The organism is Streptomyces prasinopilosus, from assembly GCF_001419695.1.
Lineage (GTDB): Bacteria > Actinomycetota > Actinomycetes > Streptomycetales > Streptomycetaceae > Streptomyces > Streptomyces prasinopilosus.
The window spans coordinates 1-20,540 of the sequence record NZ_LIRG01000413.1 but is presented as its reverse complement, the minus strand read 5'-3'; the positions used below and the strand labels follow the sequence as shown (position 1 = coordinate 20,540).

Here is a 20,540-nt window from a genome sequence, read left to right as displayed (position 1 = left end):
GCCCCGGCGGGTCCAGCCCGGCTACACCTGGCTGGCTTTCGGCTCGGCCGTCCATCTCCTGCTGTGGGTCGCGGCGACGTGGCTGCTCGCGCTCTACATCGAGGGGAGCGGCGCGTTCGGCGCCCTGTACGGGCCGCTGACCGCTTTCGTCGCCCTGCTGCTGTGGGCCAACCTCACCGCCGTCGTCCTCTTCCTCGGCATCGCGTTCGCGGCCCAGTTGGAGGCGGCGCGGGCCGGTATCGGCACCGCGGTACGGCCGGACCCCGGGTCGGGCCGCTGACCGTCGGGGAGGACGCGCCGGCACCGGTGGGGCGCGCCGTCGCCGGGGCACCGCCCGTCCCGCGCGTCCGGGCGGTCCGCCGGCGTACCGGTGTCCGCGGGAGGAGCGGGCCGGTGGTCGCGCCGGCGCCGGTTTCAGTCCGAGGCGGCGTCCTCGACGTTGTCCCGGATGTCCAGGACGGTGTCGGCCCCCGTGATCTCGAGCACCCGCCTGAGCTGTGACGTGGGGGCGGCCACCCGCAGACTCGTCGTGGGGTGGACGCGCATGAGCAGGTTCAGGAAGGTCGAGTCCGCGAACGTGACGCCCGAGGCGTCCAGGACCACCCGGTCATGCTTGCGGGCGGCCGTCTGCAGCGCGTCGGCCAACGGGCCCATGGAGTTCATGTCGTACTCGCCGCGGGCGACGACCACCCAGGCCCCGCCCAGCTCGTACTGAACCACCGCTGCTCGACCCGGCAGGGGTCCGTTGGGGTGAGCGGACGGTTCTTGACCGTCCCAGTCGGCCGTACTCATGCCGGAAAGTATGCCGGGTCGTTCGCGGGCGCGGTACACCGCCCTCCGAGTGCCGCCGTGGCGTGCCGGGACGACGGCGGAGCGCGTCACGAAGCCCGGCCGCCGCGGCACCGGCACGGCGAGGGCCGCCCACTACAGGATCCCGACGGCGGGCCCCGCACCGAAGGGAATCACCGCGGGAAGCAGAACGAGAAGCGGGAAGCCATGGTGGTCCACCTCCCGCGCTCCGTCCTTCCCGCTTGTTCTCCCCTGTTTCCGGGCGTCTTGTTTGCGAGGGAACAGCCGGGGCACAAGCGGGTTTACCGCGACAGCGGCACCCTAGGATATGAGGAGGCGCGTTCCATGACTGCCGGCGAGAAGGCCAAGGCGAAGACCGAGCAGGCCGAGGGAAAGGCCAAGGAGGCCCTGGGGAACGCCCTCGGCAACGACCGCATGGCCGCCGAGGGACAGGCGCAGAAGAGCAAGGGCGACGCCCGTGAGGCCAAGGAAAAGACCAAGGACGCCTTCAAGCACTGACGCGTCACAATGGAATGAGGGCCTTTCCGGGGAGGAATCCGGAAAGGCCCTCATTCCATTGTGACGGGTATGCCGCCGCTATTGCGCTTCGGGTGTCCGTCCCCGGCGCTCGCCCTCCCGGGCCGGCCGCGCGGATTCGGGAGGCGCCGGATCCAGGGTCCGAGTGGCGGATCGGCCGTCGGGGTACAGGGGGAAGACCTGGTCCAGGCCGACGATGCGCAGCACGCGCAGGGTGCGGGGAGGGACGGCCGCGAGTGCGATGTCCGCCCGGGCGGCGTGGGCGTGGTTGCGGGCCGCGATCAGGGCGGTGAGTCCGCTGGAGTCGCAGAACTCCATGGCGGCCAGGTCCAGGACGAGGCGCTGGCCCGGCCGGAGGGTGAGCGTGGCGAGCAGTTCGCGTAGTTCGGGTGCGCTGGTGTAGTCGAGTTCGCCGGCGATCTCCAGAAGGGGACCGGTGGCGGCGTCTCGGGCGGTGATCTTCAGCGGGCTCATCGTGGATTCTTCGTCTGCGGGTCGGGGGCGGGAACACCGAGGGCGAGGAGGGCGGTGTCGTCGTCGAGGCCGTCGCCGAAACCGCGGAGCAGGCCGGTCAGGGCCTGGATGACGGCCTGCGGGGGGAGGCCGGCGTGATCGGTGGCGAAGGCGAGGAGCGCCTCGTCTCCGAACAGGGCGGTGCGGTCCTCGCCGGTACGGGCTTCGGTGATGCCGTCGGTGTAGAGCAGCAGGGTGTCACCGGGGGCGAGGACGGTGGTGGCGCTGACGAAACGCGCGGAGGGCAGGACACCGACCAGCAGGCCGCCGGGAGTGGGCAGGAAGCCGGCTGTGCCGTCGGCACGCAGGACGAGGACCGGGGGGTGGCCGCCCGAGGCGAGGTGGACGGCGACCTCCCCCGTGGTGGAGTCCGGTTCGAGGGTGCCGAAGACGACGGTGCAGTAGCGGGGGTCGCCGTTGTCGGCGTAACGCTCGTGGAGCACTTTGTTGAGGGTCGACAGGGCGGAGACGGGGTCGGGGTCGTGCAGGGCGGCGGCGCGCAGGGTGTAGCGGATCAGTGAGGTGACCGCGGCGGCCTGGGGACCCTTGCCGCACACGTCGCCGAGGAAGAAGGCGAAGCGTTTGCCGTCGAGGGGGAAGACGTCGTAGAAGTCGCCGCCGAGCCGGTCGGGGGAGGCGGTGTGGTAGTGGGCGGCCGTCTCCATTCCGGGAACCGGCGGCAGGGTGGCGGGCAGCAGTGACTGCTGGAGCACCGCGAGGGCGTCCTGGAGCCGGGCCCGGTCCGCCTCCGCCTGTCTGCGTGCCTCCTCGGCGGCTTTCCGGCCGCGCAGGAGTTCCTCCTCGTAGGCGCGGCGGTCGCGGGCGTCGAAGACGGTGGTGCGGATCAGCAGCGGCTCGCCGCCGCTGCCCCGCTTGACCGCCGAGGAGACCAGGACCGGCATGCGTCCGCCGTCGGCCTGTCTGATCTCCAGGGCGATGCCGCCGATCTCGCCCTGCATCCGCAGCAGCGGCGCGAAGTGCGTCTCGTGGTACAGCTTGCCGCCCACGGTCAGCAGGTCGGTGAACCGCATCCGGCCCACCGCCGCCTCACGCTCCAGGCCGAGCCATCGCAGCAGGGTGGTGTTGATCTTCGCGATGGTGCCGTCCATCAGCGTGGACAGGTACCCGCACGGCGCGCTCTCGTACAGTTCCTCGGCGCTGTCCTCCAGCAGCGCGGCGAACGCGGCGTGCGCCGCCTCCTCGTCGCCCGTGCCCTGCGGGTCGGGGTGCTGCCCGGTCCGGCACATCAGCGCAGACCTGCCAGGAAGGCGGTGATCGCCTCGTTGGTGGCCTCCGGCGCGGACAGGTGCGGGCAGTGCCCGGTGGCGTCCAGAGTGACCAGGGTCGAACCGGGGATCGCCCGGTGGACGAAGGCTCCGACCTCGCGGGGGGCGATGACGTCCTGGGTGCATTCCAGCACCAGCGTCGGCACCCGCACGGTCTTCAGATCGTTCCTCGAGTCCGACAGGAACGTGGTCCGGGCGAAGACGCGCGCCATGTCCGGGTCGGTGGCGCAGAAGCTGTTCGTCAGCTCCTCACCGAGCTCGGGCCGGTCCGCGTTTCCCATGATCACCGGTGCCATCGCCGCCGACCAGCCCAGGTAGTTCGACTCCAGTGACGCCAGCAGCTCGTCGATGTCCTCGGCGCTGAACCCGCCCCGGTAGCCGTCGTCGTCGATGTACCGCGGGGACGGAGCGACCATCACCAGCGCTCCGATGCGCTCCGCGGCCATGCCGGCGGCCAGCACCCCGGTCATCGCGCTGACCGAGTGTCCGACGAACACCGCGTCGCGCAGGTCGAACGCTTCGCACACCTCCACCACGTCCCGGGCGTACCCGTCCAGGGAGGCGTAGCGGTCCTCCGAGAAGGCCGACGGGTCCGCGCGGCCCGACCCCACGTAGTCGAACAGCACCACCTTGTACTCCTCGACCAGCGCCGGCACCGTCAGCCGCCACATGTTCTGGTCACAGCCGAAACCGTGAGCCAGCACCACCGCCCGCCCCCGCGGGTTGCCGATGACGTTGACGTTGTTCCTGCGGCCGATGTCCATCCGGCCAGTCTCTCAGGTTCCGCTCGCCCTCCCGCCGCGCTGCGGCCCCATTGTCCGACTCGCACAACGTCCTCACGAAGACGGGCGGCAGGCTGCCGGCACGGCCTTCCCGCGCGGCTCCCGCGGCCGGCCGTCGGCGTCGCGCTCGAACGGCCCACGTTCACCGCCCCCGGTCCCTCGCGGAACAGGAGAACCGATGAGTGTCCCATGAACCGGACGACAGGGGGTACGTGAAATGACGCGATAACGGCAACTGTGATGAAACGAAGAGGAACGACCCACGGGAAGAGTTATGGTCACCCCGCTTGAGAGTCGGGCATCCGACGAAAAGGAATCCGCAGTGCCCCTGCGGTACAGCGCCGCCTGGGGCACGGCCGGTGCGTCGATCGCCGAGGTCCGGGCAGCCGTGCGCACACTGCTGGCCCGGGCCGGGCACGATCCCGGCCGCCTGCCGAGCCAGGACGCCCAGCTCGTCGTCAGCGAGCTGGTCACCAACGCGCTGCGTCACGCGCCCGGTCCGGGCGGCCTGGCACTGGAAGTGGTGCCCGGCGCCGCCCTGCTGCGCGTCACCGTGAGCGACAGCTCCCCTCGCCCTCCCGAACTGCGGGCGCGCGACGCCCGCCGCGTCGGCGGACACGGCCTGCGCCTGGTCGCCCAGTTGTGCGACCAGGTGCACACCGTCGTCCGGGGAACCGGCAAGCAGGTCGTCGCTCACCTGACCCTGTGCGAGCCGGCTCACTAGGCGGTGGCCGTGTCCGCTTCGGCGTGGGAGCGAAGACCCGGGAAGCCGCCGGTCCCCCGGCGGGCAGCCGTGGTGCCCGGCGTTCTCAGTGAGCGGTGAGCATGCCCTTCCGCAGCCGGGCGAGAGTGCGCGACAGCAGCCGGGAGACGTGCATCTGGGAGACGCCCAGGTGTTCGCCGATCTGGGCCTGGGTGAGTTCCTCCACGAACCGCATGTGGATGATCTGCCGGTCCCGCTCGTCGAGTTCCGCGATCAGCGGGGCCAGGGCGTGGAAGTCCTCCACCAGTTCCAGAGCCTGGTCCTGGGTGCCGATGAAGTCCTGCAGCGCGGCTTCGCCGTCCTCGTTACCGCTGATGGTGGCGTCCAGGGAGGCCGAGTTGTAACCGTTCGCGGCGAGGCGGGCCTCCCGTACCTCCTCCTCGGGCAGGCTCATCAGCTCCGAGAGTTCCTTCACCGTCGGGGTGCGGCCCAGGCGGCTGCGGAGTTCCTCGGTGGCGCGCGCGAGCTGGACGCGGGCTTCCTGGAGCCGGCGCGGAACGTGGACGGCCCAGGTGGTGTCGCGGAAGAACCGCTTGATCTCACCGACGATGTAGGGGATGGCGAAGGAGGTGAACTCCGTCTCCCGGGACAGGTCGAACCGGTCGATCGCCTTGATCAGGCCGATCATGCCCACCTGGACGATGTCCTCCATCTCCTCCGGCCCGCGGCTGCGGAAGCGACCGGCGGCGAAGCGGACCAGGGACATGTTCATCTCGATCAGCGTGTTGCGCGCGTAGCTGTACTCCGGCGTGCCCTCCTCGAGCACCGCCAGCTGGTCGAAGAACAGTTTGGACAGTTCGCGGGCGTCCTTCGGCGCCACCCGGGAGGGATCGGCGACCTCCGGCAACTCGTGCGCCTGCGTGTCCGTTTCCGTCACGTTCATGAGCGTCATGACATGTCCCTCCCACCATCGAAGCCAACCACGTTGCCGGCCGAACGCAGCCGATGCCGCCACGCGAATACCCCCTGGTTCCACATCCATGCCTGCCCTCTCACGAAGGGAGGAGAAGCCGCGCCCGGCGAACGGCCCGGCCCCCGGGGGACGGTCCGGGGACGCCCCGTCGGTCCTGGGAGCGCGGGGGAACGGCATCACGGCGTCCGGACCCGCTGGGCAGGGGTCCGGACGTGCCGCGGGTCCCGTCCACGACCCGCTCGGCGACGAGGCGGGCCCGGCCGGTGGCGTCCGGGCCGATGATGCCGGTTCACCCGAGCGGAGCAGACGAGGGCCTCGGCTCTCGGAACGGTCCCCGGCGGGAGGGCGCACGGGCCGCCGCGCCGGACGGCCGGATCCCACCCGGTGCCCCGGGCGGGGGCTTCGCCGGGGGCGTGGCGGGCGGAGCGGTGTCGTACGGCGGGCCGCCGCGGCTCACCGCCGCGGGTCCGGTCCGGTGCCGGCCGGTCCGCGGCGGTCGCCGTGCCAGTCCAGTATCAGGACCGTGGCGTCGTCCCTGAGGTTGCCGTGGCAGGCTTCGAGCACCGCGGCGGTCAGACTCCGGACGGCCTCTCTCGGATGCAGCGTGCGGGTGGCGTGGACGACCGCGGCCAGGTCGACGGCCCCGGCACCGCGTTCCTGCATCCCGTCGGTGAGCAGGACCAGGCGGTCTCCGGGCCGCAGGTCCAGTTCCTGCAGGCGGTAGGGGGTGGGCGCCACCACACCGAACGGCAGGTTGACGGCGAGCCTGACCTCCTCGACGGTGCCGTCGCGCAGCCGGAGCGGCCAGGGGTGGCCGGCGTTGACCAGTTCACAGGCACCCGTTTCGAGGTCCACGCACAGCAACTGTCCGGTGGCCAGGCCTAGGTTGTGGCTCAGCAGGGCCTGATGGGCGTGGCGGGCCTGTTCGAGGGCGTCGCAGCCGTCGCGGCGTGACCGCCGCAGTGCGCCGACCAGCAGGGTGGCCAGCAGGGCGGAGTCCGTGTCGTGGCCCATGGCATCGGTGATGGACAGGTGCAGGGTGTCGCGGTCGAGCGTGTAGTCGTAGGTGTCGCCACCGATGTCGTCGGCAGGGACCAGCCCGGCGGCGAGGGTGAACTGGGCCGCCTCGCAGGAGGAGGCCGAGGGAAGCAGCTGGTGCTGGATCTCCGCGGCCAGGCTGGTCTCGGTGGTGCGCCGGCCCAGGTGGTACAGATCGGTGAAGCGGCGGTCCGTGACGATGATGTAGGCCAGCGCGTGCGCTGCCTGGCGCACCTGGCGGAGCACCGTGTCGTCGGCGGACTGCAGGGTCGCTTCCAGGACGCCGATGCAGTCGCCGCGGTTGGTGACCGGTGTGATGACGCGCCGTCCGCCCTGGCCGTCCGGTTCCACGCACTGGCGCTGGCTCCGCAGAACGCTGTCGTAGACACTGCCGTGCAGGTCGATCGGCTCGGCACCGTCCGCGGCGTCACCACCGGCCGCGGTGAGCCGCACCAGCCGCCGGCCGATGAGGTCGACGAACAGGAAGGACACGCGCTCCGCGCCGAACCGCTTCTTCAGGTCGTCCGCCACCACGTCCACGGACTCACCGGGCGGCGCCGCCTCCGCGGCGGCCAGCAACTCGCCCAGTTCCAAGTCTCCACCCACCACGACAACCTCCTATCGGCTGCCACCACTTTTTCCCCGAGTTTCCGCAACCTCACCCGAGACGCGCACTTCGCCTGGTCAGAAGGGTGAGCCGGGCCGGAACGGGAAGACCGCGGGACCGTCGGGCGGCCTCCACGGACAACCGGACGACCGGCGCGCGGGCGGCCGTCCGCCCCCGTCCGTCTCAGCCGGCCACGAACTCCGGCTCCCACGGCCGCGGCCCCGTGCCGCTCTGCCAGCGCAGGAGTTCCTGACCGTCCATGCACACGATGCCGCACTGTTCGGCGTACTCGATCGCGGGAGCGGTGAAGTCGCTGGTGGTGACCACGACGGCGACATCGGCCCCGTGAACGGTGAAACACGTCCCGCCGAACCGCTGCATGTCCTGGGAACCGACCCGGTTGGCGTCGCAGTACCGCTTGCACTGGATGACGATCAGGCGTCCGTCCGTCGTCCTGGCCACGACGTCGGCGCCCAGGTCGCCGGCCCCGCCCACGACGTCCACGTCGAGGCAGCCGTCGCGTCGGCACAGCTCGGCTATCGCCTGCTCGAACTCGTCGGGGTCCAGGTCCTCGTAGCCGATCCGCACGGTGTTCCCGGGAACCTCGTTCGCGGGATCCAGGAGGGGGACGGTCCGTTCCACGTCCGGGTGACCGCTATAGGGGGCGGTCCGTGCCGCCGCGGGGGCGGCGGGAGCCGGCGGAGGGGTGTCGAGGGCTTCGACCGCCGTCTCCGTGGCCTCGTCCAGGGCTTCCGCGGCACGGCGCGCGAGTCTCGCCGCGGATATCCGGCGCCCTCTGCGGCAGACGGCCACGACACCTCCGGCGCCCACCAGGACGAGTGCGACGGCCCAGCCGGGATGGCGTTCGGCGGCGGCCGTCGCGGTGCGGACGGCTGTGCCCACCAGGATCAGGAGGACGGCGAGAAGGACGAAGTACAGTGCGGTTGACCGGAGTTCGAACCGGCGGGAGCGGCGCCCGGAACGCGAAGCACGTACGGGTACGGCCATGGTGATGCTTCCTCTCCCAGGACGTCAGCGAAGATCAAGAGGCGTCTGCCCAGGTACGAGAGGTTTATGGAGTTGATGCGATCACCTGTTCGCCGTGCTTCCCGCCGTCGAGGGGGTCCGCACCGCTGTGCCGACCGCGTCGCCGCAGGAAGGGCTGCTGCCGTGCGCGCGGCTGCCGCGTGCGGTCGTCCCGGGGTCGGCGGCCCTCCCCGCTCCCCCTCGTGCGGCCTCCGTACGGATCCGTGCGAGGTGCCCCACCGCACGGAGAACGCGGGCCCTCCGGCCGTCAGGCCCGCGGCGTCCGCGGCGGCGGCTCCCTCCGCGGCCCGCGCGGTCACCGTCTCGACGGCCGGACCCGCTCCCGACGTGAACGGGCAGGACTCGCGGGGTGGGGGGTCCTGCCCGGTGGCACGGGTGTCACCCCCGGCGCCGGCAGGGGGCGGGCGTCCTCCGCCCGCCCCGCGTGCGGGGCCGCCTCACCCGAGGGCGGGGGCCTGCCGGTGTCTCACGGTGCTCACGGAAGGAAGTGGGTGGCGGAGCGGGCCCGCTCCCACATGCCGGGCAGCTGCTCCTCGGGACGCTGCTGCTCGCCGTGCAGGGCGTTGAGGATCACCAGGCAGCCGGTCAGGGCCGGTACGGCCCACTGCGCGCCGGCCAGCTGCCGCCGGGCCTTGTCGAGGTCGAGGGGATGCTGCTCCGCCTTCTCGACGTCCTGCGGGTCCGTCGAGGAGGCCAGCTCGAGCTTCTTGCCCAGGACGCGGGCGTAGGCGGTGGCGGCCAGGGCCCCGGCGGTGACGACGGTCTTGGCCGTGGTGGAGAGGCCCACGCCCTTCTGCATGGCGACCCGGTGGGTGTTCGCCACGAGCAGTCCACCGCCGCCGAACAGGTGCGCGCCGATGGCGGCGGCGTTGACCGGCGTCCACTTGGCCCAGCCCGCCGAAGCGATCCGTTCCGTGGCCTGGCTCGTGCCACCCTCCTCCTTGGCCGCGCCGTTCAGGCCGACCGCGCCCATGAGTGAGCCGCCGAACCAGGCTGCCAGGCCCAGGTCGTGCAGGCTGCGGATCCAGGTGTTGCGTTCAGACACGAGAGCGCTCCTTCGAAAGGCAGTGAGCCGACGGGGATATCGAGCACTCCCCCACCCTCGGCCGCCCCTGGTCCCGCCGCCATCACTGTTGACCCGAACGGGTGATTCCATCCTGTCGGGTACGGCAGTTCGGCAGCCCGTCGTGCGGAGCCCTGTCCGGCCCGGCCGCCGGCGTCCGGCGCCGCGTACCGCGCCGCCCGGAGGGCGTCGCCCGGCGTCGGGGTCCTGGTGGGGTGGCCCGGGCTCACGTGCCGTTCGGCTTCAGCCCCCGCATGCGCCCGTCGAGTTCGCTCCGGTAGAAGTCGATGAAGCCGTCGGGGTCGGGGCCGGCGTTCTGCATGACCAGCCTGTCGAAGCCCGCGTCGACGAACTTCTGCGCCACCTCGACGTACCGGGCGGGGTCCGTACCGCAGGCGAACTTCTCCAGGATGTCGTCCTCGCGCACGGTCGTGGTCGCGGCGTCGAAGTTGACCGGGTTGGGCAGCTCGCTCATGACCTTCCATCCGGTCAGCGCCCATCGGGACGTCTCCAGGGCCGCCCGCGCCGCGGTGTGCTCGTCGCTCGCCCAGGCCATCGGAACCTCCGCGTACCTCGGCCCGGTGCCGCCGGCGTCACGGTACTGCCGGACGATCTCCGGCTTGTCCTCGGTGGCGAACAGGCCGTCGCCCAGTTCCGCGGCGATGCGCGTGGACGCCGGACCGCTGGCCGCCACCGCGATCAGGGGGAGTTCGTCCGGGAGGTCGAAGATCCGGGCGTCCTCCAGCCTCAGGTGCTTCCCCTCGTAGGAACGGTATCCCCCGCTCCACAGCAGCCGGATGATCTCCAGGGCCTCCCTGAGCATCTCGTGCCGTGTGCGCACCGCGTCCGGGAAACCGCGGCCCACCACGTGCTCGTTGAGCCGTTCGCCCGAGCCGACGCCGAGGACGAAACGGCCCTCCGACAACAGGGCGAGGGTGGCGGCCGCCTGAGCGATGACCGCCGGGTGGTAGCGCACGGTGGGGCACGTCACGCCGGTCGCCAGTCCGATCCGTGAGGTCCTGGCCGCGATGCTTCCCAGGACCGTCCAGGCGAACGGTGAATGACCCTGCTGGTCGAGCCAGGGGTGGTAGTGGTCGCTGATCTCGACGAAGTCGAAGCCGGCCCGCTCCGCGAGAACCGCCTGCCTCACCAGTTCCGCCGGGCCGAACGCCTCCGCGGCCAGTTTGTACCCCACCTTCACGTGTTCCTCTTTCCTCGTGCGCCGTGGGCCTTCCGTCCGCTCAGAGGTACCCGTCGGCGTCGCCGTGTAACGGACACCGGCCGCCGCCGGGTCCGCAGGGAACGTTTCAGCACGGGTGGGGTACCCAGGTGGGACGATTACGGAGAAATGGTGATCACCGTGGACTCACATCGGACGGCCGCCCCGGGCTCCGGGGACGATGCGGTGCGCGGGCTCGGTGAAGCACTGGATCCGGGTTTCCCGTACGCGGTCCTGCGGGACCTGGGCACCGGTGTGTTCACCGTCGACGTCTCCGGGCGCATCACGTTCGTCAACCCGTGGACGGAGCGGCTGCTGGGCAGGTCCGCCGCCGAGTTGATCGGCCGGGACGCGCACGATCTGCTGCACCGCCGTCCCGACGGCGGCCCGGTGCCGCGCGGCCGGTGCCCGATGATGTCCCCCCTGGACGGCGGACCGTGCGCTCAGGAGGGCAGCGAGGAGCACTTCCTCCGGGCCGACGGCACGACCGTGCCGATCATCTGGGCCACCACTCCCCTGCTGCTGGCGGGCCGCAGGGTCGGGCTGGTGGTCGTCTTCAACGACTTCAGCCTGCACCGCGACGCCGAGGAGCGGACCGCGGCGCACACGGCGGCACTGGAGGCGCTGACCGTCCGGCTGAACCTGGTGGCGGACGTGTCGTCGGTCCTGATGTCCACCGTGGCCGCGCCCGGCCGGATCACCCGGCTGCTGCGGCTGCTGGTGCCCGCGCTCGGCGACTGGGCCGCGGTCGACCTGCGCTCCGAGCGCGAGCGGACCGCCGGAGTGCTCGAGCGGGTCGCCGTACGCAGTCACTCCCGCCCCCGGTCGGCACGACGGCTGGAGGGACCCCTGCCGCCGCTGCCGCCCGGATCCCGCCCTCCGGTGGCCCGGGCGACCGGTGGTGACGAACCCGCGAGGCTGAGCGCCGGCGAGGTGCTCGGCAACCCGGACGCCCCGCTCGCCGCCACCCACCGCCCGCTGTTCGAGCGGCTCGGCGGACACTCGGCCGTCGTGGTGCCGCTCCGCGCCCGGCGGCGCCACTACGGGATGCTGACCGTGGCGCGCGCCGGTGGGGCCCCCTCCCTCACCGGTGACGAGATCCTGCTGCTCACGGACATCGGCCGGCGCCTGGCCCTGGTGCTGGACAACGCTCGCCTCTACCACGAGCAGCGCAACGTCGCCGAGACCATGCAGCGCCAGCTGCTCGCCCCGCTGCCTCGGGTGGACCACCTGCGCATGGCCGCCCGGTACCAGCCCGCGCAGAGCACCATGGAGATCGGCGGCGACTGGTACGACGCCTTCCTGCTCTCCGACGGCGCCATGGCCCTGGTGATCGGGGACGTGGTCGGTCACGACCTCGAGGCGGCGTCCCACATGGCCGAGGCCCGCAACATGCTGCGCGCCCTGGCCTGGGTCCACCAGGAGCCACCCAGTGTGGTCATGCGCTGCCTGGACGAGGCGGTGACGAACACCAGTGACGCCCCCATGGCCACGGTCGTCTTCGCCCGGGTCGAAGGCCCCGAGGGCGGCCCCTGGCGGCTGCACTGGGTCAACGCGGGACATCCTCCCCCGCTGCTGGTCACCGACGAGGGGGACGCCCGCTTCCTGACCAGGCACGGGCCCCTCATCGGCATGAACGCCGCCCTGGGTCTCGGGCTGGAGTGGCCGGACACCTGTGAGGACCTTCCCCCCGAGTGCACCCTGCTGCTCTACACCGACGGCCTCGTGGAAAGCCGGGGCCGTCCGATCGACCTCGGCATGGCCAGGCTCCGTCATCACGCCTCCGTCCTGGCCGGGCGCACCGTGGACGACTTCTGTGACGAGCTGCTGGCCCGCCTCGACCCCGGCGGCGACGACGTCGCCCTGCTCGCCCTGCGGCTGTGTCCCGACGGCACGGGCGCTCCCGGCGGCCGGCCGCCCCCGCAGTCCTCGTACAGCCCCGCCGCCCCGAACCGGGCCGCCCCCGGGTCGGTCCAGCGGAACGCCCCGGTGCAGGACGCCTCGCGTGACCTCCCGGAGGAGTGAGATCGGCTGCCCGCCGGGACGAGGCGACGGCGGTGACACCGCGCGCGTGGGCCCGGCGACGGCACGCTTCTCCCCGGTCCGCGGGCGGCGCCGGGACCGCGCGTGCCCGTCGCCGCACGCCTGCCCCGACCGTCGCACGCCACTGCGGGCGTCAGGGCCTGAGCGTCAGGGCCTGGGCGGCGGGCGCAGGGCGAGGACGGCGAGGTCGTCGTGCCCGTCGCTCGGGTGCCGGTCGGCCAGGACCCGGCAGAGCGCGTCGAGCGGCAGCCCGATGTGGGCCGAGGCGAGGGCGGCGAGCTCGCCCAGGCATGCGTCCAGGGGCCGCCGGGGGTGTTCGACCAGGCCGTCGGTGAACATCAGGACCGTGTCGCCGTCCAGCAGCCGGCGGATGTGGTCGGGGCGCGGCAGCGCGTCGTCCACCCCCAGGGGCAGACCCGGTTCGGCGTCCAGGTAGCGGGAGCGCCCCCCGTCGGTGACGACCAGGGGCGGGAGGTGGCCGGCGGTCGACCAGTGCAGGCGCCAGCCGTCCCCCTCCGTTTCGAGGCGGGCCAGGCAGGCGGTGGTGACCGGGGCTTCGGTGATGGCGTGCAGGGTGTGGTCGAGGCGGGCCAGGACCAGACTGGGCGGGGTGCGGCGGTCGTAGAGCAGGGCGCGCAGCATGTTGCGGATCTCCGCCATGGCCGCGGCGGCGGCCAGGTCGTGGCCGAGCACGTCGCCGATGATGGCCGCGCAGCTGCCGTCGGGCATCGGGAAGGCGTCGTACCAGTCGCCTCCCACGTTGAGTCCCTGGTAGGCGGGCGCGTAGCGCACGGCCAGCCGCACGCCGCGGACGGCGGGAAGGCCGGGGGGCAGCATGCCGCGCTGCAGGGCGACGGCGAGTTCCACCCGGGAGCGCTGCGACTCGGCCTGCGCGCGCGCCTGGGCCGTCAGCGCCTCGAGCCTGGCCAGCAGCTCGTCGCCGTCGTCCGTCGAGGCGGTACGGGACATGGGATCACTCACTCGGGCGAGGGCGGCAGCGCTCGGTGATCTCCCCGGGACGTCGAGATCTCGGCAAGGGATATGTCGGATGATAATCGCACATCGGACGAGGGGGCCAGTTCCGCGGCGACGGGCGGGCCCCGGGCGGCCCCGGCGCGCCGCTGGGCGGTGGCCGCGGCGGGGTCCGCGGAAGAGCCCGTTCCGGTGGCGGGGTGACGGGGGGACAGGTCGTCGTCCCTCGCCGCTCTTAGCGCGTCGGCACTGACGCGGCACTCCTCGGCGGAGGGCCGGGGAGAGCGTGCTCCACCGCCGTTGCCCGGTCGCGCCACGACCCGTCCGCGGGCGGTCCCGGCCTCCGCCGGCCCCGTCTAGGCTGTGCCCATGGAGCAGCGCGAGATCATGCAGCGGGGCGTCGGCATCCTCACCGAGGCCCTCGAGATGCGGCGGCAACTCCGGGAGAACCCGGACGCGGAGGTGACCGGAAGCGGAGCGGTCTCCGCGCTCCTCGAGGAGATGCTGCCGCACATCCTGCTGCCGGCCGACGCGAGCCCCCGCGAGGTGGCGGAGATCGTCACCGAGAAGCTGGGGCCCGCCATCGTGCACATCACCTCCGCCCTCGCCTTCGCCTTCGTGCAGCTGGCCGAGGTCCACGACGCCGGCCGCACGGACGTGTCCTCCGCCGACGTCCTGCGCTCCATCTCGCTGCGCTACGAACCCCGCTCGGAGCGGTAGGCGGCGTCCGCCGGCGGTACGCCCGACGCCCGTCGTGCGACAGGTCGTTCCGGACCCTTGACGGCTTACGTGCCGGTGGTCATCCTCGGCCCATAGGTTGCTCAGGTCATGACAACCGGGTGGACGGGGCCGGGTACCGGCCCGGACCGCCCGGAGGGCCGACCGTGCTGTTCCGCCGACGGAGGGACGTGGGCCGTGACCATCGCTCGAAGCAGGTACGGCGGACGCCGCCACGTCGCCCTCGTCTCCCTGCTCCTGCTCGTGTTCGCCCTGTCCCTCGGCCCGACGCCCAGTTCGGCGGCCGACGGCAACTGGTGGGAGCCGGTCGCGCGGCCGGCCCCGGACTCCGGCATCGGCGTCACCGGCGAACCCTTCAGGGGCACCGACGCGCGCGGCGAGGTCCGCGGATTCGTCGACGCACACAACCACCTCATGTCCAACGAGGCCTTCGGCGGCCGGCTCATCTGCGGCCGGCCCTTCTCCGAGAAGGGGATCGCCGACGCGCTCAAGGACTGCCCCGAGCACTACCCCGACGGCTCCCTCGCGCTCTTCGACTTCATCACCAACGGCGGTGACGGCAGGCACGACCCGGACGGCTGGCCCACCTTCGCCGACTGGCCCGCCCACGACTCCCTGACCCATCAGCAGAACTACTACGCCTGGGTCGAACGGGCCTGGCGCGGCGGGCAGCGGGTCCTGGTGAACGACCTGGTGACCAACGGCGTGATCTGCTCCGTCTACTTCTTCAAGGACCGCGGCTGCGACGAGATGACGTCGATCCGGCTGCAGGCGAAGCTGACGTACGACCTGCAGGCCTACGTCGACCGGATGTACGGCGGCGCGGGCAAGGGCTGGTTCCGCGTCGTCACCGACAGCGCGCAGGCCCGGCGGGTCGTCGAACAGGGCAAGCTGGCGGTCGTCCTGGGCGTCGAGACCTCCGAACCCTTCGGCTGCAAGCAGGTCCTGGACGTCGCCCAATGCGACAGGGCCGACATCGACGCCGGGCTGGACGAGCTGTACGACCTCGGTGTGCGCAGCATGTTCCTGTGCCACAAGTTCGACAACGCGCTGTGCGGGGTCCGCTTCGACGAGGGGGCGCTCGGCACCGCCATCAACGTCGGCCAGTTCCTGTCGACCGGCACCTTCTGGCGGACGGAACGGTGCACCGGACCCCAGCACGACAACCCCATCGGCCTGGCCGCGGCGCCCGGCGCCGAGGCGGAACTGCCCGAGGGCGTCGACGTCCCCGCCTACGACGAGGACGCCCGGTGCAACGTGCGGGGGCTCACCGACCTCGGCGAGTACGCGGTGCGCGGCATGATGAAGCGCAACATGATGCTCGAGATCGACCACATGAGCGTCAAGGCCACGGGCAGGGTGCTCGACCTCCTCGAGGCCGAGTCCTACCCCGGCGTCATCTCCTCGCACAGCTGGATGGACGCCGACTGGACCGGACGGGTCTACGGTCTCGGCGGCTTCGTCGCCCAGTACATGCACGGCTCGGAGCACTTCGTCGAGGAGGCGCGGCGCACCGGGGCGGTGCGGGACGAGTACGGCGCGGGCTACGGCTACGGCACCGACATGAACGGCGTCGGAGGCTGGCCCGCCCCGCGCGGCGCGGACGCGCCCGACCCTGTCACGTACCCCTTCCGCAGCGCGGACGGCGGGTCCGTCATCGACCGGCAGACGACCGGCGAGCGCACCTGGGACCTGAACACCGACGGAGCCGCGCACCACGGACTCGTCCCCGACTGGATCGAGGACATCCGGCGCGTCGGCGGCCAGGACGTGGTGGACGACCTCTTCCGCGGCGCCGAGACCTACCTCGGCACCTGGGGCGCCTCCGAGCGGCACCGGCCCGCGGCCAACCTCGCCGAGGGCGCCCCGGCGTCGGCGAGTTCGGCCGAGTGGAACCCGTTCACCAGCTACGCGCCGGGCCGGGCGGTGGACGGTGACCGGGGCACCCGCTGGGCCAGCGACTGGAGCGACGACCAGTGGCTGCGCATCGACCTCGGAGCTCCGCGTGAGGTCGGGCGCGTCACCCTCGACTGGGAGCGCGCGTACGGGACGTCGTACCGCGTCGAGCTGTCCGCCGACGGCACCGCCTGGCGGACCGCCGGGTCCGTCACGGCCGGGGACGGCGGCCTCGACACGGTCCGCTTCACCCCGCGGCAGGCCCGCCACGTCCGCGTCGTGTTCCTGGACCGGGGGACGGAGTGGGGCTACTCCCTGCGCGAGGTCGGCGTGCACGGCAGGTGACGGGCCGGCGCGGGCCGACCGCGCCGGCGCCGCACCGTTCCGGCCGGGCGGGGTCAGCCGTGCCGGGGCGAGGCCGCCTCCAGCAGGGCCCGGACCGCGTCCAGGGCGGCGGCGCGGTCCCCGGGGACGAGGCCGATCCGGGTGCGGCGGTCGAGCAGGTCGTCCTCGTCGAGTGCCCCCTCGTGGCGCACCGCCCACAGCAGTTCGGCCCCGGTCACCGGATGGCCGGGCAGGACGGGCTCGCCCAACCGGGCGTCGCGCGCGCCGAGGGCGTGCACGGCGGGTGCCTCCGTCCCGTAGCGCCGCACGAGACGGCGGGGTGCGGGCAGGGCGGCGAGGGCCCGCGGCGAGGCGGCGCCCACCAGGGGCAGGGACGCGGTGCGCGACGGGCCGGCCGGCAGCCTCCGGACGCGCACGGCGGTGTCGACGGCGTCCTCGGCCATCCGCCGGTACGTGGTGAGCTTGCCGCCGACGACGGTGACGACGCCCTCGGACGAGGTCAGCACCGCGTGCCGCCTGGAGACGTCGGCGGTCCTCGGCGGCGCACCGGACCCGTCCGCCGAGGTGTCCAGCAGGGGGCGCAGGCCGGCGAAGGCCCCCACGACGTCGGCCCGGCGCAGCGGGACCTCCAGGACCGAGCACAGGACGTCCAGGAGGAAGCCGATGTCCGTCTCGGGCGCCTCGGCGACGTCGGGGACGGGGCCGTCCACGGGCTCGTCGGTGAGCCCGGCGTAGACCCGGCCGTCGTCCTGGGGCAGGACCAGGACGAAGCGGTTGGTCTCCCCGGGGACCGGGATGTGCAGGCCGGCCGGGAGCGGACCGAGGCTCTCCGGACGCAGCACCAGGTGGGTTCCGCGGGAAGGGCGCACGCGGATGCCGTCGACGAGGCCCCCCGCCCAGACGCCGGACGCGTTGATCACCGCGCGGGCGCGTATCCCGCCCTCCTCGCCGGTGAGTTCGTCGCGGACCCGGGCGCCGGAGGCGGTCAGTTCCAGCGCCCGGACCCGGGTGAGGATCCGCGCCCCGCGCGCGGCGGCGGTGCGGGCGAGGGCGGTCACCAGCCGGGCGTCGTCGGTGAGCCGGCCGTCCCAGGACAACAGGCCGCCGCGCAGCCCGTCGGCCCGTACGGCGGGGGCCAGGTGGCGGGTCTCCGTCGCCGAGATCCGGCGCGGCGCGGGCAGGGTGGCGCGCGCGGTGCGGGCCGCCAGCCGCAGGGCGTCGCCGGCCCGGAAACCGGCCCGCGCCAGGGCGGCCCGGCCGGGGGAGACCAGAGGGGTGAGGGGCAGGACGAACGGCTGCGCCCGCACCAGGTGGGGGGCGGTGCGCTCCATCAGCACCCCGCGCTCGACCGCGCTCTCGTGGGCGACGTCGAGCTGGCCCGAGGCGAGGTAGCGCAGTCCGCCGTGGACCAGCTTGCTGCTGAAACGGGAGGTGCCGAAGGCCAGGTCGTGGGCGTCGACGGCGACCACGCTCAGTCCGCGGGACGCCGCGTCCAGGGCGGCTCCGGCGCCGGTGGCACCGAGGCCGACGACGAGGACGTCGACGGTGCCGCCGTCCACGGCCGCGGTCAGGTCACGGGTGCGGCGGCCGGCGGACAGGGACGACGCGGAGGGGGTGGGGGAGGCCGGTCCGGTGCGGGAGGTCACGGGGCGAGGGTCCTCTCCAGGATGTCGCGCAGTTCGTCGAGGAGGGCCTCGTGGGTGAGGTCCGGGTCGTCCTCGTCGGTCATGGTGCGCAGGGACAGGGTGAAGGACTGGACGACCAGCAGGACGGCCCGCGCCTGCCGTTCGGGGTGCCCGGCGCGCACCGAGCCGTCGGCGTGCCCCTCGCGCAGCGCGCCGGCCAGCAGTTCCAGCATGGCTTCCTGGCTCGCCCCGCGCCGGTCCAGCACGTAGGGCAGCAGCAGTTCGGGGTCCACGCCGACGATCTTCCGGAAGAGCGGGTGCTCACCGAACGCCCGGACCCCCGCCACCAGTCCGTCGACCATCCTCGTCCGGGTGGCCAGGCCCGGGCGGGCCTCGGGGACGGCCCCCCTGGCCACGCCGATCCACTCCCGCGTCATGAGGTCGCCGACCAGCGTGCGCACGTCGGGCCACCGCCGGTAGAGCGTCATGCGGGAGACCCCGGCGCGGCGGGCCACGTCGGTCAGCGTGGTGCGGCGGACCCCGACCGCCAGGACGCAGTCGCGCACCGCGTCGAGCACGGCGTCGTTGTCCGCTTGGTTGTGACGAATAGGCGTCATGTGTCACAGTGTAACGCCATGCGAGGCCGCCGACGACGGCATCGCCCCCGACCGGTGAGGACGACAGTCATGGACATGTTGTGGAGTGGCTGGGGCGACCCCGCCAGGGCCAGGCCGCTGCCCGATGCCGTGATCGGACTCCTGCGCGACATGCTCGGCGTCGCACCGAGCCCGAACGCACCGGTCGCCCTCGGCGAGGTGGACGTCCCCGAGACCCGGTTGGAGCCCTCGGCACGCCGTGCGCTGACCGCCGCCCTGGACGGCCCGGACGAGGGCGCGGGCGGCGGCGGGGAACACGTGCGCACCGACCCGGAGACCCGGATCCGGCACACCCGCGGCAAGTCCACCCCCGACCTGCTGCGCATCCGGGGCGGCGACGTCACCGACGTCCCCGAGGCCGTCCTGTACCCCGCGAGCCACGACCAGGTGCTCGCCGTCCTGCGCGCCTGCGCCGAACACGGCCTGGCCGTGGTGCCGTTCGGTGGTGGCACCTCCGTCGTCGGCGGACTCGTCCCCGGCCGGCCGCGCCCCTTCGTCGCCCTGGACCTGCGGCGCATGGACCGCCTGCTCGCCCTGGACCCGGTCTCCCGCACCGCCACCCTGCAGCCCGGCTTGCGCGCCCCGCGGGCCGAGGAACTGCTCGCCGAACACGGCTTCACCCTCGGACACCTCCCCCAGTCCTACGAGTGGGCCACCCTCGGCGGCTTCGCCGCCACCCGCTCCAGCGGGCAGGCCTCCGCCGGCTACGGCCGCTTCGACGAGATGGTGCTCGCCCTCACCCTCGCCACCCCCGAAGGCACCCTCGACACCGGCCGGGCCCCGCGCTCGGCGGCCGGACCCGACCTGCGCCAGCTCGTCCTGGGGTCCGAGGGCGCCTTCGGCGTCATCACCTCGGTGACCGTCCGGATCAGGCCCGTGCCCCGGACCCGCGTCCACGAGGGCTGGCGCTTCGACTCCTTCGCGCAGGGGACCGCCGCACTGCGCCGCCTCGCCCAGGACGGGCCGCGCCCCACCGTGCTGCGGCTGTCCGACGAGACCGAGACGCTGATCGGCCTCGCCCAGCCCGAGGCGATCGGCTCCGGCACCGCGCCGCCCGCCGGGTGCACGGCCGTCGTCGGCCACGAGGGCACGGAGGAGGAGACCGCGTACCGCAGGCGGGGCGCCGCGGCCGTCCTGCGCGCGTGCGGCGGGACGCCGCTGGGCGAGGAACCCGGCCGGAACTGGGCGCACGGCCGCTTCTCCGCCCCGTACCTGCGCGACTCCCTGCTCGACGCCGGGGCGCTGGCCGAGACGCTGGAGACCGCGACCTTCTGGTCCCGCGTGCCCGAGCTGTACACCGCCGTCCGCGACGCCCTCACCGCCACACTCACCCGGGCCGGCACCCCGCCGCTGGTGATGTGCCACATCTCCCACGTCTACGAGAACGGCGCCTCGCTGTACTTCACCGTGGTCTCGGCCCAGGGCGACGGCGACCCCGTGGCGCACTGGACGCGCGCCAAGCACGCGGCCAACGAGGCGATCCTCGCCGCCGGCGGCACGATCACCCACCACCACGCCGTCGGCACCGACCACCGGGACTGGTACGTCCGCGAGATCGGCCCGCTGGGCACCGACGCCCTGCGCGCCGTGAAGCGGCGCCTGGACCCGGCCGGAATCCTCAGTCCCGGCGTCCTCCTGCCCGCGGACTGACGCGCGGCCCACCGCCCGCCGCCCTCGGGGCGGCCGGTCCGCGGCCGCCCCGCGGGCC

Annotated in this window: 19 protein-coding genes; 7 read left to right on the top strand and 12 right to left on the bottom strand. The window is 73.3% G+C overall.

Annotated elements, in window-relative coordinates:
* Positions 1-280, top strand: a 280-nt coding sequence (locus AOK18_RS17900) for a YhjD/YihY/BrkB family envelope integrity protein (protein WP_167738705.1), incomplete at its 5' end; no start/stop codon positions are given.
* A 134-nt stretch (positions 281-414) separates the two neighbouring features.
* On the opposite strand, the gene AOK18_RS17895 is transcribed toward AOK18_RS17900, so the two are convergent.
* Positions 415-792, bottom strand: coding sequence for an STAS domain-containing protein (locus tag AOK18_RS17895; RefSeq protein WP_055572791.1), 378 nt, complete (start codon positions 790-792; stop codon positions 415-417).
* A gap of 342 nt (positions 793-1,134) precedes the next feature.
* On the opposite strand from AOK18_RS17895, the gene AOK18_RS31025 reads away from it, so the two are divergent.
* Positions 1,135-1,308: a CsbD family protein gene (locus tag AOK18_RS31025; protein WP_074994723.1), complete on the top strand. Its 174-nt coding sequence runs from the start codon at positions 1,135-1,137 to the stop codon at positions 1,306-1,308.
* Between the two features lie 78 nt (positions 1,309-1,386).
* Here the strand turns inward: AOK18_RS31025 and AOK18_RS17890 are convergent, their stop codons facing one another.
* The 3 genes from AOK18_RS17890 to AOK18_RS17880 are packed head-to-tail and all read right to left on the bottom strand — an operon-like array spanning position 1,387 to position 3,889.
* On the bottom strand, positions 1,387-1,800 hold the full coding sequence (locus AOK18_RS17890; RefSeq protein ID WP_079039792.1) for an STAS domain-containing protein: 414 nt from the start codon (positions 1,798-1,800) through the stop codon (positions 1,387-1,389).
* Positions 1,797-3,086: a PP2C family protein-serine/threonine phosphatase gene (locus tag AOK18_RS17885; protein ID WP_055695028.1), complete on the bottom strand. Its 1,290-nt coding sequence runs from the start codon at positions 3,084-3,086 to the stop codon at positions 1,797-1,799. The genes AOK18_RS17890 and AOK18_RS17885 overlap by 4 nt, the downstream gene beginning before the upstream one ends.
* Complete coding sequence (locus AOK18_RS17880) at positions 3,086-3,889, bottom strand: alpha/beta fold hydrolase (protein ID WP_055573259.1); 804 nt, start codon at positions 3,887-3,889, stop codon at positions 3,086-3,088. The genes AOK18_RS17885 and AOK18_RS17880 overlap by 1 nt, the downstream gene beginning before the upstream one ends.
* A gap of 340 nt (positions 3,890-4,229) precedes the next feature.
* Between AOK18_RS17880 and AOK18_RS17875 the strand changes: the two genes are divergently transcribed.
* Positions 4,230-4,631, top strand: coding sequence for an ATP-binding protein (locus AOK18_RS17875; RefSeq protein WP_420865620.1), 402 nt, complete (start codon positions 4,230-4,232; stop codon positions 4,629-4,631).
* A gap of 85 nt (positions 4,632-4,716) precedes the next feature.
* Here the strand turns inward: AOK18_RS17875 and AOK18_RS17870 are convergent, their stop codons facing one another.
* The 5 genes from AOK18_RS17870 to AOK18_RS17850 all read right to left on the bottom strand — a co-directional run bounded on the left by AOK18_RS17870 (position 4,717) and on the right by AOK18_RS17850 (position 10,539).
* The gene (locus AOK18_RS17870; RefSeq protein ID WP_055573257.1) at positions 4,717-5,562 is read right to left on the bottom strand and encodes an RNA polymerase sigma factor SigF; all 846 of its coding nucleotides are present in this window, start codon (positions 5,560-5,562) and stop codon (positions 4,717-4,719) included.
* A gap of 474 nt (positions 5,563-6,036) precedes the next feature.
* A complete protein-coding gene (locus AOK18_RS17865; protein ID WP_055695027.1) occupies positions 6,037-7,230 on the bottom strand; it encodes a PP2C family protein-serine/threonine phosphatase in 1,194 nt (397 codons plus the stop codon).
* Positions 7,231-7,411: 181 nt separating this feature from the next.
* Positions 7,412-8,236 (bottom strand): restriction endonuclease, encoded by an 825-nt coding sequence (locus tag AOK18_RS17860; RefSeq protein ID WP_055695026.1) that lies wholly within the window; start codon positions 8,234-8,236, stop codon positions 7,412-7,414.
* A gap of 514 nt (positions 8,237-8,750) precedes the next feature.
* The gene (locus tag AOK18_RS17855; protein ID WP_055695025.1) at positions 8,751-9,320 is read right to left on the bottom strand and encodes a hypothetical protein; all 570 of its coding nucleotides are present in this window, start codon (positions 9,318-9,320) and stop codon (positions 8,751-8,753) included.
* Between the two features lie 244 nt (positions 9,321-9,564).
* Positions 9,565-10,539, bottom strand: a complete 975-nt coding sequence (locus tag AOK18_RS17850; RefSeq protein ID WP_055573253.1) for a TIGR03557 family F420-dependent LLM class oxidoreductase — start codon at positions 10,537-10,539, stop codon at positions 9,565-9,567.
* A gap of 204 nt (positions 10,540-10,743) precedes the next feature.
* Between AOK18_RS17850 and AOK18_RS17845 the strand changes: the two genes are divergently transcribed.
* Positions 10,744-12,582, top strand: coding sequence for a SpoIIE family protein phosphatase (locus tag AOK18_RS17845; RefSeq protein ID WP_055695029.1), 1,839 nt, complete (start codon positions 10,744-10,746; stop codon positions 12,580-12,582).
* A 165-nt stretch (positions 12,583-12,747) separates the two neighbouring features.
* Here the strand turns inward: AOK18_RS17845 and AOK18_RS17840 are convergent, their stop codons facing one another.
* A complete protein-coding gene (locus tag AOK18_RS17840) occupies positions 12,748-13,569 on the bottom strand; it encodes a SpoIIE family protein phosphatase (RefSeq protein WP_079105074.1) in 822 nt (273 codons plus the stop codon).
* Positions 13,570-13,941: 372 nt separating this feature from the next.
* Between AOK18_RS17840 and AOK18_RS17835 the strand changes: the two genes are divergently transcribed.
* Together AOK18_RS17835 and AOK18_RS17830 are read left to right on the top strand one after the other, a co-directional pair.
* On the top strand, positions 13,942-14,292 hold the full coding sequence (locus AOK18_RS17835; protein WP_055574758.1) for a hypothetical protein: 351 nt from the start codon (positions 13,942-13,944) through the stop codon (positions 14,290-14,292).
* 201 nt (positions 14,293-14,493) lie between these two features.
* Positions 14,494-16,551 carry a discoidin domain-containing protein gene (locus tag AOK18_RS17830; protein ID WP_240503221.1) on the top strand — a complete coding sequence of 686 codons (2,058 nt, stop codon included), beginning with the start codon at positions 14,494-14,496 and terminating at the stop codon, positions 16,549-16,551.
* A 53-nt stretch (positions 16,552-16,604) separates the two neighbouring features.
* Here AOK18_RS17830 and AOK18_RS17825 read toward each other — a convergent pair whose 3' ends face one another.
* Positions 16,605-18,197, bottom strand: a complete 1,593-nt coding sequence (locus AOK18_RS17825) for a glycerol-3-phosphate dehydrogenase/oxidase (RefSeq protein WP_055695023.1) — start codon at positions 18,195-18,197, stop codon at positions 16,605-16,607.
* On the bottom strand, positions 18,194-18,793 hold the full coding sequence (locus tag AOK18_RS17820) for a TetR/AcrR family transcriptional regulator (RefSeq protein ID WP_055695022.1): 600 nt from the start codon (positions 18,791-18,793) through the stop codon (positions 18,194-18,196). The genes AOK18_RS17825 and AOK18_RS17820 overlap by 4 nt, the downstream gene beginning before the upstream one ends.
* A 69-nt stretch (positions 18,794-18,862) precedes the next feature.
* On the opposite strand from AOK18_RS17820, the gene AOK18_RS17815 reads away from it, so the two are divergent.
* Positions 18,863-20,482, top strand: a complete 1,620-nt coding sequence (locus AOK18_RS17815; RefSeq protein ID WP_055695021.1) for an FAD-binding oxidoreductase — start codon at positions 18,863-18,865, stop codon at positions 20,480-20,482.
* The last annotated feature ends 58 nt before the right edge of the window (positions 20,483-20,540 follow it).

Bases quoted from the DNA above. Each gene is read 5' to 3' on its own strand.
- AOK18_RS17895 (WP_055572791.1), bottom strand. From the start codon at position 792: ATGAGTACGGCCGACTGGGACGGTCAAGAACCGTCCGCTCACCCCAAC.
- AOK18_RS17885 (WP_055695028.1), bottom strand. From the start codon at position 3,086: ATGTGCCGGACCGGGCAGCACCCCGACCCGCAGGGCACGGGCGACGAG.
- AOK18_RS17815 (WP_055695021.1), top strand. From the start codon at position 18,863: ATGGACATGTTGTGGAGTGGCTGGGGCGACCCCGCCAGGGCCAGGCCG.
- AOK18_RS17820 (WP_055695022.1), bottom strand. From the start codon at position 18,793: ATGACGCCTATTCGTCACAACCAAGCGGACAACGACGCCGTGCTCGAC.
- AOK18_RS17890 (WP_079039792.1), bottom strand. From the start codon at position 1,800: ATGAGCCCGCTGAAGATCACCGCCCGAGACGCCGCCACCGGTCCCCTT.
- AOK18_RS17860 (WP_055695026.1), bottom strand. From the start codon at position 8,236: ATGGCCGTACCCGTACGTGCTTCGCGTTCCGGGCGCCGCTCCCGCCGG.
- AOK18_RS17835 (WP_055574758.1), top strand. From the start codon at position 13,942: ATGGAGCAGCGCGAGATCATGCAGCGGGGCGTCGGCATCCTCACCGAG.
- AOK18_RS17870 (WP_055573257.1), bottom strand. From the start codon at position 5,562: ATGACGCTCATGAACGTGACGGAAACGGACACGCAGGCGCACGAGTTG.
- AOK18_RS31025 (WP_074994723.1), top strand. From the start codon at position 1,135: ATGACTGCCGGCGAGAAGGCCAAGGCGAAGACCGAGCAGGCCGAGGGA.
- AOK18_RS17880 (WP_055573259.1), bottom strand. From the start codon at position 3,889: ATGGACATCGGCCGCAGGAACAACGTCAACGTCATCGGCAACCCGCGG.
- AOK18_RS17840 (WP_079105074.1), bottom strand. From the start codon at position 13,569: ATGTCCCGTACCGCCTCGACGGACGACGGCGACGAGCTGCTGGCCAGG.